This is a genomic window from Synechococcus sp. OH20 (assembly GCF_047502685.1).
In the GTDB taxonomy this organism is placed as follows: domain Bacteria; phylum Cyanobacteriota; class Cyanobacteriia; order Thermostichales; family Thermostichaceae; genus Thermostichus.
Map to the genome: position 1 here is coordinate 173381 of NZ_JANSIQ010000011.1, position 14952 is coordinate 188332.

Here is a 14952-nt window from a genome sequence, read left to right on the forward strand (position 1 = left end):
ATTCTCAAGGAGCAGTTCCGGCAGGAGTCCTGTAGTCATAGGGCAAGGTGAAGAGCGCCTACAGAGATCATAACCAACCATTAAGAAAAGTTACAAACACCGCCGCGGCTGCTCCTTCAGAGAGAAGTGCGTCCTTCTTGAATGGCCGAGCGGGCCACGGCTGCAATTCCCTGGTCGGTGGCGCGGGGCAGATGAAAGTACCGCCCGCCCGCCAGTTCCGCCAGCTCGGCGCCAAAGCCGGTGGTTACAAAGCGGCTCTGCGAGTCGATGAAAAGCAGCTTCAATCCCAGGGCACGGATGCGCAGGGCGATCTCCCGCAGCTCCTGCTTCAGGTCGATGGGATCGCCTTCGCTGCGTCCCAGGGAGCGGCTGAGGGGGATGTTGCCCCGGCCATCGGTGAGGGCCACCAGCATCACCTGACCCACGTCGCCGCTGGCGCGGGCGTTGACCCCTAGGCGCACCGCTTGGGTGAGGGCATGGGCCAGTGGGGATCCCCCGCCACAGGGCAGGGATTCCAGGCGGCGGCGGGCCAGCTCGATGGAGCGGGTGGGGGGCAGCAGCACTTCGGCAGCCTCGCCACGAAAGGCGATGAGGGCAACCTTGTCGCGGTTTTGGTAGGCCTCGGTCAGCAGGCGCAGGGCGGCGCCTTTGGCCGCTTGCATGCGGTTGAGGGCCATGGAGCCGGAGGCATCCACCACAAAGATCACCAAGGCTCCAGCTTTGCGGGCCAGCTTTTTGGCGCGGATGTCGCCGGGCTCGACGATGACGGCCCGCCCCGGCTGCCGCAGGCGGCGACTTTTCTGGTAGGGGGCAGCAGCCCGCAGGGTGGCATCGACGGCGATGCGGGGGTTGGCGCCCTGGGGCAGAATCGGCTTGATGTAACGGCCCCGGTCGGCGCTGAACACCAGGCTGCGGGATCCCGTTTTTCCCTGCTGGTTCAGAGATTGGGCGAAGGCCAAGAGGCGCGGGTCGAGGGCCACCTGCTCAGGATCGAAGAAAAACTCCTGCGGCAGGCTGAGATTTTCCGGCTGGGGATCCGTTTCCTCCTTGTCCTCACCGGCGTTGTCGGGGTCTGGCGGCGGGGGATCCGGCTGTTGCGATTGGGGTGGCGGCGGGGGTTGCTCGGGGTCGTAGCGGGCGCGGGGCAGCAGCACCAGTTGTACCGCCTGTTGTAGATCTTCGGCTACCAGGCGATCCCGTCCCTCCAGCGCGGCCAGGGCACAGGCGGCCCGCAGGGCAAACTGCTCCCCTCGATGGCCTTGGACGTTGCCGCGGATGGCCTCTTGCACCAGGTAGTCGATCTGTTCCCGCCGCGGTTTAACCTGGGGCAGCCACTCCCGCGCCAGGATAATCTGGGTGCGGATTTCCTCCAGTTCCGCCTGGTGTTCCGCCAGAAAAGGGTCGGGGGCATCGCCGAATTGGTTGGCCCGCTGGGCGATCTCCCGCCGTTCCTCCAGGCTCAGCTCCCGCTCCAGCGGCACCACCAGCGCTAGGCGATCCAGCAGGTGGGGGCGCAGGGATCCCTCTTCGGGGTTGTAGGTGGCCACCAAGAGAGGCCGGCAGGGGTGCTGCAGGCTTAGCCCTTCCCGTTCCAGGCGGTTTACCCCCTCCCCTACCACCGTCAGCAGCAGGTTGACGATGGCGTCGTCTAAGAGGTTGATGTCGTCCACATAGAGCACGCCCCGGTGGGCGGCGGCCAAGAGCCCCGGTTGGAAAACCGTTTCCCCCTGCCTCACCGAGGCCTCCACATCCACGGATCCCAAGAGCCGATCCTCCGTCACCCCCAAGGGAATCTGGACAAAGGGAGGGGCCATCACCCGGGTGGGGGGCGTTGTTCCCTGGGGGTAGCGGGCCTTGGCCCAGTCTGACCAGGTCTCGGGCCGCGCCGGGTCGTCGTTGCAATAGGAGCCGGCAATCACCTCGATAGGAGGCAGCAGGGCGTGGATCCCTCGGGCTAAAACCGACTTGGCCGTGCCCCGTGGCCCCACCAGCACCACCCCTCCCAAGCCGGGATCCACCGCCGCCAACAATAGAGCCAGCTTAGCGGTTTGCTGTCCGACCACGGCGGTAAGAGGGAAGGTGCGGGGAGGGGCCAGGGTTGCAGATCCCGAAGGGGACTTAGGGAGGTGGGTCATCGACGGTTAGATCTTGGCGATCTTTTGAGGATCTTCCCAGATCCAGGGCAGATTGAGAGCTGTACACCCCAGTCTATCGTTTTCAAGCGACGCACCGCTTGCGCGACCGAGATTTCTAGGGACGTTCCCAGACCGCTCTGCTCCCTCACCCCCAGCCCCTCTCCCAAAGGGAGAGGGGAGATTGAGATAGCGCTCCGCGCTGCCGGGGCGAACGAGGCAGCAAAGGGTTTCCGGAAAACTGGAGATGTCCCTGTTGAACTGCTGCTGTTTCGTTTTATGGCTGCTCAGGATGGTCGTAGCTTCAGGGGGTGGCGATCATCACATGCTTGGTAATCTGATAGTCGCGCACCGCCTCGGCGGAAAGATCTTTGCCAAATCCCGATTGTTTGAAGCCGCCATGGGGAGCCTCAGAGGCAATGGGAATGTGGTCGTTGATCCAGACGGTGCCCACCTCCAGCTCAGCGGCTAGTTTCATGGCTCGTCCGATGTCTTGAGTCCACACAGAAGCCGCCAACCCGTATAGGACGTCATTGCCCAGGCGTAGCGCCTCCGCTTCTTCGCGGAACGAGCCGAGCGTGAGAACCGGCCCAAAAACCTCACTCTGCACGATCTCCGCTTTTTGATCGACATTGGCAATCACTGTGGGTTCGTAGTAGTAGCCCCGGTCAAACTGGGAAGGGATCCGCCCGCCGGTCAGCACTTTGGCCCCTTCGGCTTTGGCCCGCTCCACAAATCCCATCACCCGCTCCCGCTGGGCTGCCGAGACCAAAGGACCCATCTCCACCCCCGCCTCAAAAGGGGATCCCAGTGTCACTTTGCGCATCGCCTCCACAATGGCCTCCTGCACCTGCGCCAGCTTGCTCTCGTGCACATAGACGCGGGTGGCTGCCGTACAGTCCTGGCCGGTGTTGAACGTGGCGGCGAAGGCGGCCTTGGCGGCCACGCTTTCCACGTCAGCATCTGCAAAAACCAGGAAGGGCGCTTTCCCCCCCAACTCCAAATGCACCCGCTTCAGGGTATCGGCGGCGGTGCGCATCACCTGCTTGCCGGTGGCGGTAGAGCCGGTAAGGCTGACCATGCGCACCTGCGGGTGCTCCACCAAAGCTTGGCCGGTGGCATTGCCCCCGGTAACAATGTTCACAACCCCCGGCGGGATCCCGGCTTCAGCGATCAGTTCCCCCAGCATCAGAGTGGTCAGAGGGGTGGTGGGAGCAGGCTTGAGCACCACCGTACAGCCAGCAGCCAGAGCAGGGCCGATCTTCCAGACGGCCATCAGCAGCGGGTAGTTCCAGGGGGTAATTTGCGCGCACACCCCCACCGGCTCTTTGCGAAATAGCGAGGTGTAACCCTTGGCGTATTCTCCGGCGCTGAAGCCATGGATGTCGCGGGCGGCGGCAGCGAAGAAACGCAGATTGTCGACCGCAAACGGCAAATCTCCCCCCAAGCTCACCAGCTCGTAGGGCTTGCCGGTGTTTTCCGACTCTACACGTGCCAATTCGGCGGCGCGAGCTTCGATGAGATCCGCCAATTTCCAGAGGGCCAGGGAGCGCTCGCCAGGCGTGAGTTTCGACCAACGGCCATCGTAAAAGGCCGTCTGGGCAGCCTGCACCGCCCGATCCACATCGGCCGGGCTGGCATCCACCACCTCTGCTAGTTCCTCGCCAGTAGCCGGGTTCTCGATGGTCATCAAGCCCCCCCCTTGGCTATCGACCCATTGGCCGTCGATCCAGAGTTTGTAGGCCATAGCGATGTCCTCAACTGCTTGGTAAGGGTGAAATGGCTTTCCCCATTGTGCCGAATCTTCTTGAGTTGACCAGAAAAAAGGCAGCATAAGGATCCCGGCCCAAAACCGGGATCCTTTTCTGTTTTGACCTGGGCTTTGGGGCCGTCTCTGACCGGCTAGCGGTGCAAGTAGGTGTAGGCCCGCAGGTTGTCTTCGAAGTGCTGCTGCAAAGCGCGGGCCTGATCCAGGCTAATCTGCCCCCGTTGCAGGGCGGCTTCGGTGGCGTGGTGCAGGGTTTCCACCAGATCTTCGCTGTTGTACTGCACCCAGCTCAGCACTTCGCCGATGGTGTCCCCCTTGATAACTTGGGTGACTTGGTAGCCGCCGGGACGGGTGCGGATGTGCACGGCGTTGGTGTCGCCAAACAGGTTGTGCAGATCCCCCAGGATCTCCTGGTAGGCGCCCCCCAGAAACACCCCCAGCAGGTAGGGCTGCCCATCGGGATCGTGCAGCGGCAAGACCGAGGTGATCTGCCCGTCTTCGCCAAAGAAGCGGTTGATCTTGCCGTCGCTGTCGCAGGTCAGATCCGCCAAGGTGGCCCATTGGCGCGGCTCCTCGTCCAGACGGTGGATGGGCATGATGGGAAACACCTGGTCGATGGCCCAGCTATCCGGCAGGGATTGGAAGAGGGAGAAATTGCCGTAGTAGATGCTGGCCAGCATCTCGTCCAGATCTAGAAGATCTACGGCCACCGGCTGCCCCGCCTGGTGCTGCTCGTAGGCCAGTGTGCAGATCTTGTCGGAGCAGTTCCAGAACATCCGCTCCACCTCGGCCCGCTCCTGCAAGCTGAGGGATCCCTCGGTAAATTGGCGCAGGGCGGCTTCTTTGAGCTCCTGGCAGCGGCGATAGTCGGCCACCAGGGTCTCCGGCTGGATCTGGTAGTAAAGCTGGTTCAGCTTCTGGATCACCTCGGCATCGGACGTGAGCTGGGTGGGCATGGGGTAGGGGCTGGCGGCGTTGACATCCTGCACGTCAAAGACCAGCACCGACTGGTGGGACATCAGGGCCCGCCCACTTTCGGTCACCAGCACCGGCGGCTGGATCCCGTGCGGCTGCAGGGTGGTCAGCACCGTCTGCACCACGGTGGCGGCGTAATCCTCCAAGCTGTAGCTCTGGGAGAAATGGCTGGTGGACTGGGATCCGTCGTAATCAACCCCCAAGCCGCCGCCGATATCCAGATAGCCCATCGGCGCCCCCAGTTTGACCAGCTCGATGTAGATCTGGCTGGCCTCCCGCACGGCCCGCCCATGCACGCTCACCATCGAGATCTGCGAGCCAATGTGGTAGTGCAACAGACGCAGACAGTGCAGCTTGCCGGCCTCCCGCAGCCGTTCCACCACCTGCAACATCTCCGTGGCCGTGAGGCCGAACTTGGCCCGATCCCCAGCCGAGGTGCCCCAACGCCCGATCCCTTGGGCTGAGAGCTTGGCCCGCACCCCCAGGATGGGATCAATGCCCAGGTGCTCGGCAGCCTGCAGCACCAGCTCCAGCTCCTGCAGCCGCTCCAGGACGATGATGGGGGTGCGCCCCAGCCGCTGGGCCAAGAGAGCCGTCTCCATAAAATCGCGGTCTTTGTAGCCGTTGCAGATCAACAAAGCCCCAGGCGTATCCAGCAGAGCCAGGGCAATCAACAGCTCCGGCTTGGAGCCTGCCTCCAGCCCAAAGTGGTAGGCGCGACCGTGCTTGACCACCTCTTCCACCAGGTGGCGCTGCTGGTTCACCTTGACCGGGTAAACCCCCCGATAGACGTTGGGGTAGCCAAAGCGCTCGATGGCCTGCTGAAAGCTCTCGCAAAGCCGCCGCATGCGGTCGGCCACGATCTCGGGAAAGCGAATCAACAAAGGCAACTGCAAACCCCGCGCCACCAGATCCATCACCAGGTGGTACAGGTCGATGCCAGGTTCCTGCTGCTGTAGGCCCTGTGGGGTTACCTCCACATGACCGGCGGCGTTGATACGGAAGTAGGGATCCCCCCAACCGGAGATGCGATAGAGCTTTTCGCTGTCTCGCAGTGTCCAGGGAGAACGAGTCAAAGTCGGCATAGTAGTCCCCCAGATACCGAGATGTAAACAGCGCAGGATTTCTGCACAGAATCCACAATATATTGCTCTATTCCAAGATATGTCAAGATTTTTCCAAGGCAGGGGGGATCCGGCCCGAAACCGGCTAAGCCTTGCCAGATAAGGCTTTGGCCTGGGGATCCCTCTGCGGTTGCTGCAGAACTCAACTCTTTCATTCTCTTTCTTTCGCTGTTTTTCTTTGTTTTTCTCGAGCAAGCTCTGTTTTCCGTCTTGAGACAAAGACAGAGTTGGGATCCCCGTTTTTGCCGAAGCGCGCAGCGAACCCTGCGGGGATCGGCGACCAGTTGGTGAAGAGAAGAAGCCGACTTTTGCGGGAAGTTGACCCCTCTGGTGCTTGCCAGAGCTAACGATGGCAGCCCTTGACAGAACTCCGTGGGCAAGACTAAGGATCGGGGCGGAGAGCTTGGAGCGCCTCAGCCATGGTTCAACTGCCCCGCTGCCGCCGTCGAGAAATGCTGCTGTCGTTGCTGGCTGCTGCCGGCCTAAGCGCCTGCCAACAGGGATCCCGTTCTGGCCAAGCCGGCGATGCTGTCCCCGTCGCCGACAGCCAGTCTTCCGGGGAAATTGTGTTGATCAACGGGGCTGGGGCTACCTTCCCGGCCCCTCTGTATTTGCGCTGGTTTTCCGACTACCGCCAGGTGGATCCCAAAGTGGAAATCAACTTCCAGCCGGTGGGCAGTGCCACCGGGATCCGCCAATTTATCGACCAGACGGTGGACTTTGCCGCCAGCGACGTGGCCATGACCGATGCCGAGATTGCCGAGGTGAAGCGGGGCGTGGTCATGATCCCGATGACAGCAGGCAGCATTGCCGTCGGCTACAACCTGCCCGGGATCCGCTCCGGCCTCAAGCTATCCCGCTCCGTCTTGGTGCAGATCTTCCGCGGCCAGATTACCCAGTGGCGGGATCCGCAGATTTTGGCCCTCAACCCCGATTTGGAGATCCCCGACCTGACCATCGCCGTCTGCTACCGCTCCGACGGCAGCGGCACCACCGACACCTTTACCCGCCACCTGGCCGCCATCGACCCCGCTTGGGCCGCCGAGATTGGTGTCGGCATGTCCCTGGAGTGGCCGGTGGGCATTGGGGTCAAGGGCAACGAAGGCATGAGCGCCCAGATGCTCTACAGCGAAGGGGTGATCGGCTATGTGGAATCGGTCTACGCCCGCGACCTGGATCTATCGGTGGCGGCCCTGGAAAACCGCCGCGGCGAGTTTGTCCTCCCCACCCCCGCAGCCTCGGCCCTGGCCCTGAGCGAAATCGAGCTGCCTGAGAACCTGCGGGCCTTTGAGCCGGATCCGTCCGGCGCCGGGGCTTATCCCATCGTCACCTACACCTGGATCCTGGCCTACCGCCAGTACCGGGATCCCGCTATTGCCACTGCCCTGCGGGCGGTGCTGCGCTGGGCCCTCAGCGAAGGACAGGCTCTGGCCGAAGCAATGGGCTACCTGCCCCTGGCCGAAACCGTTGTGGCCCGCAGCCTGGAAGCCCTGCAGCTTATCCAGAGCTAGCCGCCCTTGCCCCAAGCGGCCCTGGAAGCAAGGTCCCGGCAGGTACGGAGATCCGTAACTGCTCTGCCTTCCAGTTGCCAGAAATGGGCGGCATTCTCGCCCTGACCGCAATGCCCTGCTGGTTAGGATCAGCCTAGGAAACAGCTAAATACCTGCTGAATTTTCACGGATTGGCTGCCCAAGCTACTTCATACAGCCTGGCGGCGGTAGCCGAGGTAATGTCTTGAACAAGAGGAGAACAAGGAGCCGATGGGAAAAGTTGTAGGAATTGACTTGGGCACAACCAACTCGGTTGTCGCCGTAATGGAAGGGGGTGTCCCCACCGTCATCGCCAATGCCGAGGGCACTCGCACCACGCCCTCGGTGGTTGCCTTCACCAAAGATGGAGAGCGCCTGGTAGGGCAGATGGCCCGCCGCCAGGCGGTGCTCAACCCCGAAAACACCTTTTATTCGGTCAAGCGGTTCATCGGGCGCAAGTACGATGAGCTGAATGCCGATTCCAAGCGGGTCTCTTACCAGGTGCGGCGGGATGAACGGGGCAATGTCAAGTTGTATGCACCCCGCTTGAACAAGGAATTTGCCCCCGAAGAGATCTCGGCCATGGTGTTGCGCAAGCTGGTGGATGATGCCAGCCGCTACCTGGGCCAACCGGTTACCCAAGCCGTCATTACTGTACCTGCTTACTTCAACGACTCGCAGCGGCAGGCCACCAAAGATGCCGGGAAGATCGCCGGCTTGGAAGTGCTGCGCATCATCAACGAGCCGACGGCGGCTTCTCTGGCCTATGGCTTGGACAAGCGCAACAACGAGACCATCCTCGTCTTCGACCTGGGCGGCGGCACCTTCGACGTGTCCATCCTGGAGGTGGGCGATGGGGTCTTTGAGGTGAAATCCACCAGTGGCGACACGCAGTTGGGAGGCGACGACTTCGACAAGAAGATCGTGGACTGGATGGCTGAGCAGTTCAAGCAAATGGAAGGGATCGACCTGCGGCAAGACCGGCAGGCCCTGCAGCGGCTGACGGAAGCCGCCGAAAAAGCCAAGATCGAGCTGTCCAGTGTCTCCGAGACCACCATCAACCTGCCCTTCATCACTGCCACTGCCGATGGTCCAAAGCACCTGGAGCTGAAGCTCTCCCGCGCCCAGTTTGAACACCTCTGCGCCGACCTGCTGGAGCGCTGCAAAGGGCCGGTGGAGCAGGCCCTGCGGGATGCCAAGCTCACCAAGGCCGACATCAACGAAGTGGTATTGGTGGGCGGCTCCACCCGCATTCCAGCGGTGCAGCGGCTGGTGAAGGAGCTGCTGGGCAAAGAGCCCAACCAGAGCGTCAACCCCGACGAGGTGGTGGCCGTGGGCGCTGCCATCCAGGCCGGTGTGCTGGCGGGCGAAGTTAAAGATGTGCTGCTGCTGGATGTCACCCCCTTGTCTTTGGGGGTGGAAACCCTGGGCGGCGTGGCCACCAAGCTGATCCCGCGCAACACCACCGTGCCCACCCGCAAGTCGGAGATCTTCTCCACCGCCGAAGATGGGCAGACCTCGGTGGAAATCCACGTGGTGCAAGGGGAGCGGGAGCTGGCCCGCGACAACAAGTCCCTGGGCCGCTTCAAGCTGGACGGGATCCCGCCGGCTCCCCGCGGTGTGCCGCAGATCGAGGTGACCTTCGACATCGACGCCAACGGCATCCTCAAGGTGACGGCCAGAGATAAGGGCAGCGGCAAGGAGCAGAGCATCTCCATCACCGGCGCCTCCACGCTGGATAGCAAAGAGGTGGAGCGGATGATTGCCGAAGCCGAGAAATACGCTGCCGAAGACCGCGCCCGCCGCGAGAAAATCGAGCGCCGCAACAAGGCCGACTCGCTGGCCTACCAGGCCGAGCGGCAGTTGAAGGAGCTGGGCGACAAGATCTCCTCCAGCAAGCGCAGCCAAATCGAGACCTTGGTGCGGGAGCTGCGGGACGCCATTCAACGGGAGGACGACAGCGCCATCCAGAGCAAAGAGCGGGAGCTGCAGGAGGCCCTCTACGCCATGAGCAGCGAGCTCTATCAACAGCCCGGCGCCGCTTCCAGCTCCACCTCTGGGACGACCTCTGGCGGCAGCGACGACGTCATCGACGCCGACTTCACCGAGACCAAGTGACGGCAGTGGGATCCCTCTGGGGCTCCTTATCCACAGCACCGATAATGAGGAAGGACGGGATAGGCGATGGCGTCTAGCCCGCCTTCTTCTCTTTTCGTCAACGGGTCGGAAGCCAACTGCTTGGTTTTTTGCCCATTCTCAGCAATTTGCCTGCGGACGCCTCCATGCAAAACTTCAAGGACTACTACAAGATTCTGGGGGTCAGCAAGACGGCCACCGCCGACGAGATCAAGCAGGCCTATCGGCGCTTGGCCCGGAAATATCACCCGGATGTTAACCCGAACAACAAAGCCGCCGAAGAGAAGTTTAAGGAGATCAACGAAGCCTACGAAGTTCTCTCGGATCCCGGCAAACGCAGGCAATACGACCAATTTGGCCAATATTATCAGCAGGGTGGGTTCCGTTCCCGGCGGGAGACCTATAGCCAGCCCTACGGCAGCCCTTTTGCCGATGCCCCCTTCAACGAAGACTTTGGATTTGGTGGGGGGGGTGTCGATTTCAGCCAATTTGACGATTTTCAAGATTTTATCGATCAACTGCTGGGCCGAGTGCGCAGCCAAAGCACAAACCGCAGCAGCGGCTTTTCCGGATCCAGCGACAACGCCAATTACGATGCTGAGGCCACCATTCAGCTCACCATCCCTGAAGCTTTCGAGGGGGGTAAGCGCCGCCTGCGGGTGGGCGGGGATCGCGTGCTCGAGGTCAACATCCCAGCAGGGATTACGCCAGGGAAGCGGATTCGCCTGCGCGGCCAAGGCCACCCCAACCCCAACGGCGGCGCCGGCGATCTGTACCTCAAGATCGAGCTGAAAGACCATCCCTTCTATCGCCTGGAGGGATTCGATGTTTACTGTGATCTGCCCATCAGTCCCAGCGAAGCGGTTTTGGGTGCCCAGGTGGAGGTGCCCACCCTGGATGGGGTGGTGAAGCTGCGGATCCCGCCTGGCATGCAGCCGGGGCGAAAGTTGCGGCTGGCGGAAAGGGGCTTCCCCAAGGGCAACGGAGAACGGGGGGATTTTTACGTGGTGGTGCAGATCCATTTGCCCACCCGTCTCTCTGATGAGGAACGGGAACTTTACGAAAAGCTGCAGCGGGTTCAATCCTACGATCCTCGGGCCGCCCTTAAGCTCTAGCAGTCGAGTGGGATCCCGGTGAAATCTGGCCGCGTCGGCGGGACGGGATTTGTCTGACCCTGGCTCCATTGCAGTTGCCGTAGGATGCCGCGCAACAAGGCCACCTCGGCCACGGTCAAGCCGGCCCGCTGGAACAGGGCGCGAAATTTGAGCATTTTGCGGCGGGCGGTGTGGGGGTGTAGGTAGCCGATCTGCAGCAAGAGCGCTTCCAAATGTCCAAAAAAGCCTTCCAGCAGCTCGAAGGGAACGAGCCTTTGGGAGAGGGGCACAGAAGGGGCGGGGGGAGGGTTCTGGCAGATGAGGGTGCGCAGCTCGTAGCAACACATGCCCACCGCCTGGGCCAGATTTAAAGACGGGTAAACCGGATCGGTGGGGATCTGGATCTGGCGATGGCAGAGGGCCAGCTCCTCGTTGCTCAAGCCGCGATCTTCGGGGCCAAACACAAGGGCAGCAGGGCCGGCAGCCAGCAAGGCGGGGAAGGCTTGGCGAGGGGACTGGATTTGCCATTCGGGGGGGTAGGCTTGGCTGCGCCCTGTTGTCCCGAAAACTTGCACACACCCCTGCAGGGCTTCAGCCAAGGTTTGCACCGTCTGGGCTTGATGGAGCAGGTCTGCCGCATGCACGGCCATGGTGATCGCTTCCCTGTCGAGGGGATCGCATTGGGGATCCACCAACACCCATTGCCGCAGGCCCATGTTTTTCATTACACGGGCAATGGCGCCGAGGTTGCGCGGCCCAGCCGGCTGCACCAACACGATGCGCACCTGCGCCAATTGCTCTTGAGCCCAGTGGGACGATGTCGGCATTGCTCAGAAGGAATCGCAGATAGGGATCCCCTAAAGTAGAGGAGTTAGATCTTGTCATAAAGATTGTGCCGATGGGATCCGCCTACCGCTGTTGGCTGAGCTTGATTTGTCTGGTGTTGGTGGGATGCTGCTGGGGATCCCCGGCGTTGGCTGCCCATTCGTTGCTCTCCACGGCAGCAGAGCCGGCGCAGGTGGCTCCATCCTCTCAGTCTCTGGTAGAAGCGCGACAACGGCTGGAAGCAATTGCCGCGGCGATGCGCTCGATCCGCCTGTGTAGCCGTCCTAACTGCCGTTACCGCGATATCTCGGTAGAAGTGCGGCCTGTGGCAGGAGCCGAGTCGCCAGAGTACGAGGGCCGCATCGACGCCACCCTCGACCGCCCCTCCGGCAGCTTGGACAGGGCCCACTACCGGCTGCGGTTTCGGGAGGGACGCTGGCAGTTGCTGGGCGGCGAAGAGGTTTCTGATGTTTCCTCCTTTTTCTTTGAGGGAGATACCTACGAGGTGTTCAGCAGCTACGGTAGTCGCAAAGCCAAATTGGCGGATGCCAGCAGCAGCCTGCGGGTGGGCTACCGGGAGCTGTACTACCGCGTTTTCGACCAGGGCCAAGAGCGTCTGCCATAGGAGCGGGGAGCAGTTATGAGAGACCAACAGCACACCTTGGCCAGCTCCATTGCCCTGGAAGGGGTGGGCCTGCACACCGGTCTGCCCGTGCGCTGTAGCCTGCATCCGGCCCCTGCCGGCAGCGGTCGGGTCTTTGTGCGGGTGGATCAACCGGGATCCCCTGAGATCCCGGCCCGCTTGGGATCCCTGGCTCCTGCCCCTCTCTGCACCTTGCTGCAGCAGGGATTTGCTCAGGTGCAGACGGTGGAGCACCTCTTGGCCGCCCTCTACATCTTGGGCATCGACAACTGCCGCATCGAAGTGGCGGGGCCGGAGCTGCCGCTCTTGGACGGCTCTGCCTTACCTTTTGTGCAGGCCATCGCCCAGGCCGGGATCCTGGCCCAAGACCAGCCGGCACAACAGGGGGTGATCCGGGAGCCGGTTACCGTCTGGGCAGGGGAAGCCTTTGTCAGCGCCTTGCCCCACCCCGTCACTCGCTTTACCTATGGCATCGATTTTGCCGATTGCCCCATTGGCCAACAGTGGCTGAGCTGGCGGGAGAACAGGGCGGATTTTGTCCAGTCCATCGCGCCGGCCCGCACCTTTGCCCGCCAACAGGACGTAGAGCGGGCCCGCCAACAGGGGCTGATCCAGGGGGGCAGCCTGGAAAATGCTATCGTTTGCAGCCAAACCGAGTGGTTGGGGCCGTTGCGCTTCCCAGATGAGCCGGTGCGCCATAAGCTGATAGATTTACTAGGAGATCTCAGCTTGTTGGGCTGCCGCTTGCAGGGGCACATTGTGGCCTACAAGGCGGGCCACGCCCTGCACCACCGTTTGGCCGAGCAGTTGCTCCAGAGTGGATCCCTGCAGGTGGAGCCAGCTCAAGAGCAACCAAGGGATCCCCTTGGTGGGGTGGAATCTCGCTCTTCGTTTTGAGAGGGAGCCCGGCTTCTGGGATGGGTGAAAAGTTCCTGGGCCTGCTGCAATTTCTCTGTGCGGCCTTGCTTCTGCTTCAAGGCTCTCCCATGCGGGTTTTAAGGTTTGTCTTCCGGTTCTGTGGGTTACCATGTCTTCTGATGTCTCTCCTCCTCCTCTCCTCTCGGCTGAAGCAGCTGCTCAGTTGGCAACCGCTCCCCCCGTCTTCACAACGGAGCAAATCCTAGAGATCCTGCCCCACCGCTATCCTTTTTTGCTCGTGGATCGCGTGGTGGAGTACCAACCTGGGCAACGGGCGGTGGGCCTGAAGAACGTCACCTTCAACGAGCCCTTTTTCCAGGGGCATTTCCCCAACCGACCGATCATGCCCGGCGTTCTCATCGTCGAGGCCATGGCGCAGCTGGGGGGGATCGTGTTGACCAAGTTGCCCGATGTGGCCGGGCGCTTGGCCCTCTTTGCCGGCATCGATGGCGTTCGCTTTCGCCGTCCGGTGTTGCCGGGGGATCAACTGCTGCTTTCTGCCGATTTGCTCACCATCCGGCAAAAACGCATCGGCAAAATGTTTTGCCGCGCTCAGGTAGGAGGGCAACTGGTAACCGAAGGGGAGCTGATGTTCTCCTTGGTGGATTGATCACAGCGGCCAGCCGAGGAAGGCTCTGGGCGCGGCTGTCAAAGGACTCCGTCCCGCTAGCGCGAACGGCGCAGCGGCGACTTGTCGCCAGGAGACCCTGCTAAAGTGTTGAGATAGGGAGATGGCTCATTCCCGTCCAGATCGGGTAAACATGTTGCTGCGCAAGGTTGAGGTGGCAGTGTCTGATCTCCCCCGAACCTCAATCATCATTCGCAGGGTTGGGAGCGTAACCACAGTTGCTGGCTAGGTTGGACATGAGTTCGTTGGCTTCAGCGGGATCCACTCCCAACGTTTCTGCAAGTGCGCCGCACCGCTCACGCATCCACCCCACGGCGGTGATCCATCCGAAAGCTGAGTTGCACGAGACGGTTCAGGTTGGCCCCTATGCAGTTATTGGCGAACATGTGCGCATTGGTGCCAACACGGTGGTGGGGGCCCACGTGGTGATCGATGGCTGGACAGACATTGGCGAGGACAACCAGATTTTTCCGGGAGCGGTGCTGGGCACGGAGCCGCAGGATCTGAAGTACAGCGGCGCGCCCTCTCAGGTGGTGATCGGCAGAGGCAACCGCATCCGCGAGTTCGTCACCATCAACCGGGCCACCAATGAGGGGGAGGCCACCCTGATCGGCGACAACAACCTGCTGATGGCCTACGCCCATGTTGCCCACAACTGCGTCATCGAAAATCAGGTGGTGATTACCAATGCTGTTTCCTTGGCCGGCCACATCCACATCGAGTCGCAAGCCCGCATCGGCGGTATGGTTGGGATCCACCAGTTCACCCGCATCGGGCGCCTGGCCATGGTGGGGGCAATGAGCCGGGTGGACCGCGACGTGCCGCCTTACCTGTTGGTGGAAGGGCATCCGGCCCGCATTCGCGGCCTCAACTTGGTGGGGTTGCGGCGAGCCAAAGGGATGGAGGGATCCCTGCCGGCCTTGCGGCAAGCCTATCGGCTGCTATACCGTTCTGGTCTGCCCCTAGAAAAAGCGCTGCAAACCCTGCGCAGCAGCCTCCGCAGCGAGGGGGGGTGCTGCATCTGTTCCCTGCAGGGCAAAGAATGGGTGGATGAGACGGGATCTTTACAACACCTGCTGCAATTTTTGGAAGATTCCCTTTCCCAACCCCAACGGCGTGGACCCCTGCCGGCCCTACGCGGGAGAGGGGAAGAGTTGCCAGAGCTGGGTGATTAAGGATC

Annotated in this window: 11 protein-coding genes; 7 read left to right on the top strand and 4 right to left on the bottom strand. The window is 61.9% G+C overall.

Going from position 1 to position 14952, the window contains the following annotated elements:
• Positions 1-116 precede the first annotated feature (116 nt).
• The 3 genes from bchD to speA all read right to left on the bottom strand — a co-directional run bounded on the left by bchD (position 117) and on the right by speA (position 5960).
• Entirely contained in the window at positions 117-2135 is a 2019-nt protein-coding gene (gene bchD / locus NW826_RS02820) for a magnesium chelatase ATPase subunit D (protein WP_414509382.1), read from the bottom strand.
• A 301-nt stretch (positions 2136-2436) separates the two neighbouring features.
• A complete protein-coding gene (locus NW826_RS02825; protein WP_414509383.1) occupies positions 2437-3879 on the bottom strand; it encodes a gamma-aminobutyraldehyde dehydrogenase in 1443 nt (480 codons plus the stop codon).
• A 155-nt stretch (positions 3880-4034) separates the two neighbouring features.
• Positions 4035-5960: a biosynthetic arginine decarboxylase gene (gene speA / locus NW826_RS02830; protein ID WP_414509384.1), complete on the bottom strand. Its 1926-nt coding sequence runs from the start codon at positions 5958-5960 to the stop codon at positions 4035-4037.
• Between the two features lie 458 nt (positions 5961-6418).
• Between speA and pstS the strand changes: the two genes are divergently transcribed.
• From pstS to NW826_RS02845, 3 genes are all read left to right on the top strand, one after another.
• Entirely contained in the window at positions 6419-7510 is a 1092-nt protein-coding gene (gene pstS, locus NW826_RS02835; protein ID WP_414335689.1) for a phosphate ABC transporter substrate-binding protein PstS, read from the top strand.
• A gap of 249 nt (positions 7511-7759) precedes the next feature.
• Positions 7760-9646, top strand: a complete 1887-nt coding sequence (dnaK, locus tag NW826_RS02840) for a molecular chaperone DnaK (protein ID WP_414335690.1) — start codon at positions 7760-7762, stop codon at positions 9644-9646.
• A gap of 164 nt (positions 9647-9810) precedes the next feature.
• Positions 9811-10779: a DnaJ C-terminal domain-containing protein gene (locus NW826_RS02845; protein ID WP_414335691.1), complete on the top strand. Its 969-nt coding sequence runs from the start codon at positions 9811-9813 to the stop codon at positions 10777-10779.
• Here NW826_RS02845 and NW826_RS02850 read toward each other — a convergent pair.
• A complete protein-coding gene (locus NW826_RS02850) occupies positions 10776-11585 on the bottom strand; it encodes an RNA methyltransferase (protein WP_414338859.1) in 810 nt (269 codons plus the stop codon). The genes NW826_RS02845 and NW826_RS02850 overlap by 4 nt on opposite strands.
• Before the next feature lie 71 nt (positions 11586-11656).
• On the opposite strand from NW826_RS02850, the gene NW826_RS02855 reads away from it, so the two are divergent.
• The 4 genes from NW826_RS02855 to lpxA all read left to right on the top strand — a co-directional run bounded on the left by NW826_RS02855 (position 11657) and on the right by lpxA (position 14947).
• Positions 11657-12208: a hypothetical protein gene (locus tag NW826_RS02855; RefSeq protein ID WP_414334811.1), complete on the top strand. Its 552-nt coding sequence runs from the start codon at positions 11657-11659 to the stop codon at positions 12206-12208.
• Between the two features lie 15 nt (positions 12209-12223).
• Positions 12224-13123 carry a UDP-3-O-acyl-N-acetylglucosamine deacetylase gene (gene lpxC / locus NW826_RS02860; RefSeq protein ID WP_414509385.1) on the top strand — a complete coding sequence of 300 codons (900 nt, stop codon included), beginning with the start codon at positions 12224-12226 and terminating at the stop codon, positions 13121-13123.
• Positions 13124-13253: 130 nt separating this feature from the next.
• A complete protein-coding gene (gene fabZ / locus NW826_RS02865; protein WP_414334809.1) occupies positions 13254-13754 on the top strand; it encodes a 3-hydroxyacyl-ACP dehydratase FabZ in 501 nt (166 codons plus the stop codon).
• 254 nt (positions 13755-14008) lie between these two features.
• Positions 14009-14947, top strand: a complete 939-nt coding sequence (gene lpxA, locus NW826_RS02870; protein ID WP_414334808.1) for an acyl-ACP--UDP-N-acetylglucosamine O-acyltransferase — start codon at positions 14009-14011, stop codon at positions 14945-14947.
• Positions 14948-14952 lie beyond the last annotated feature (5 nt).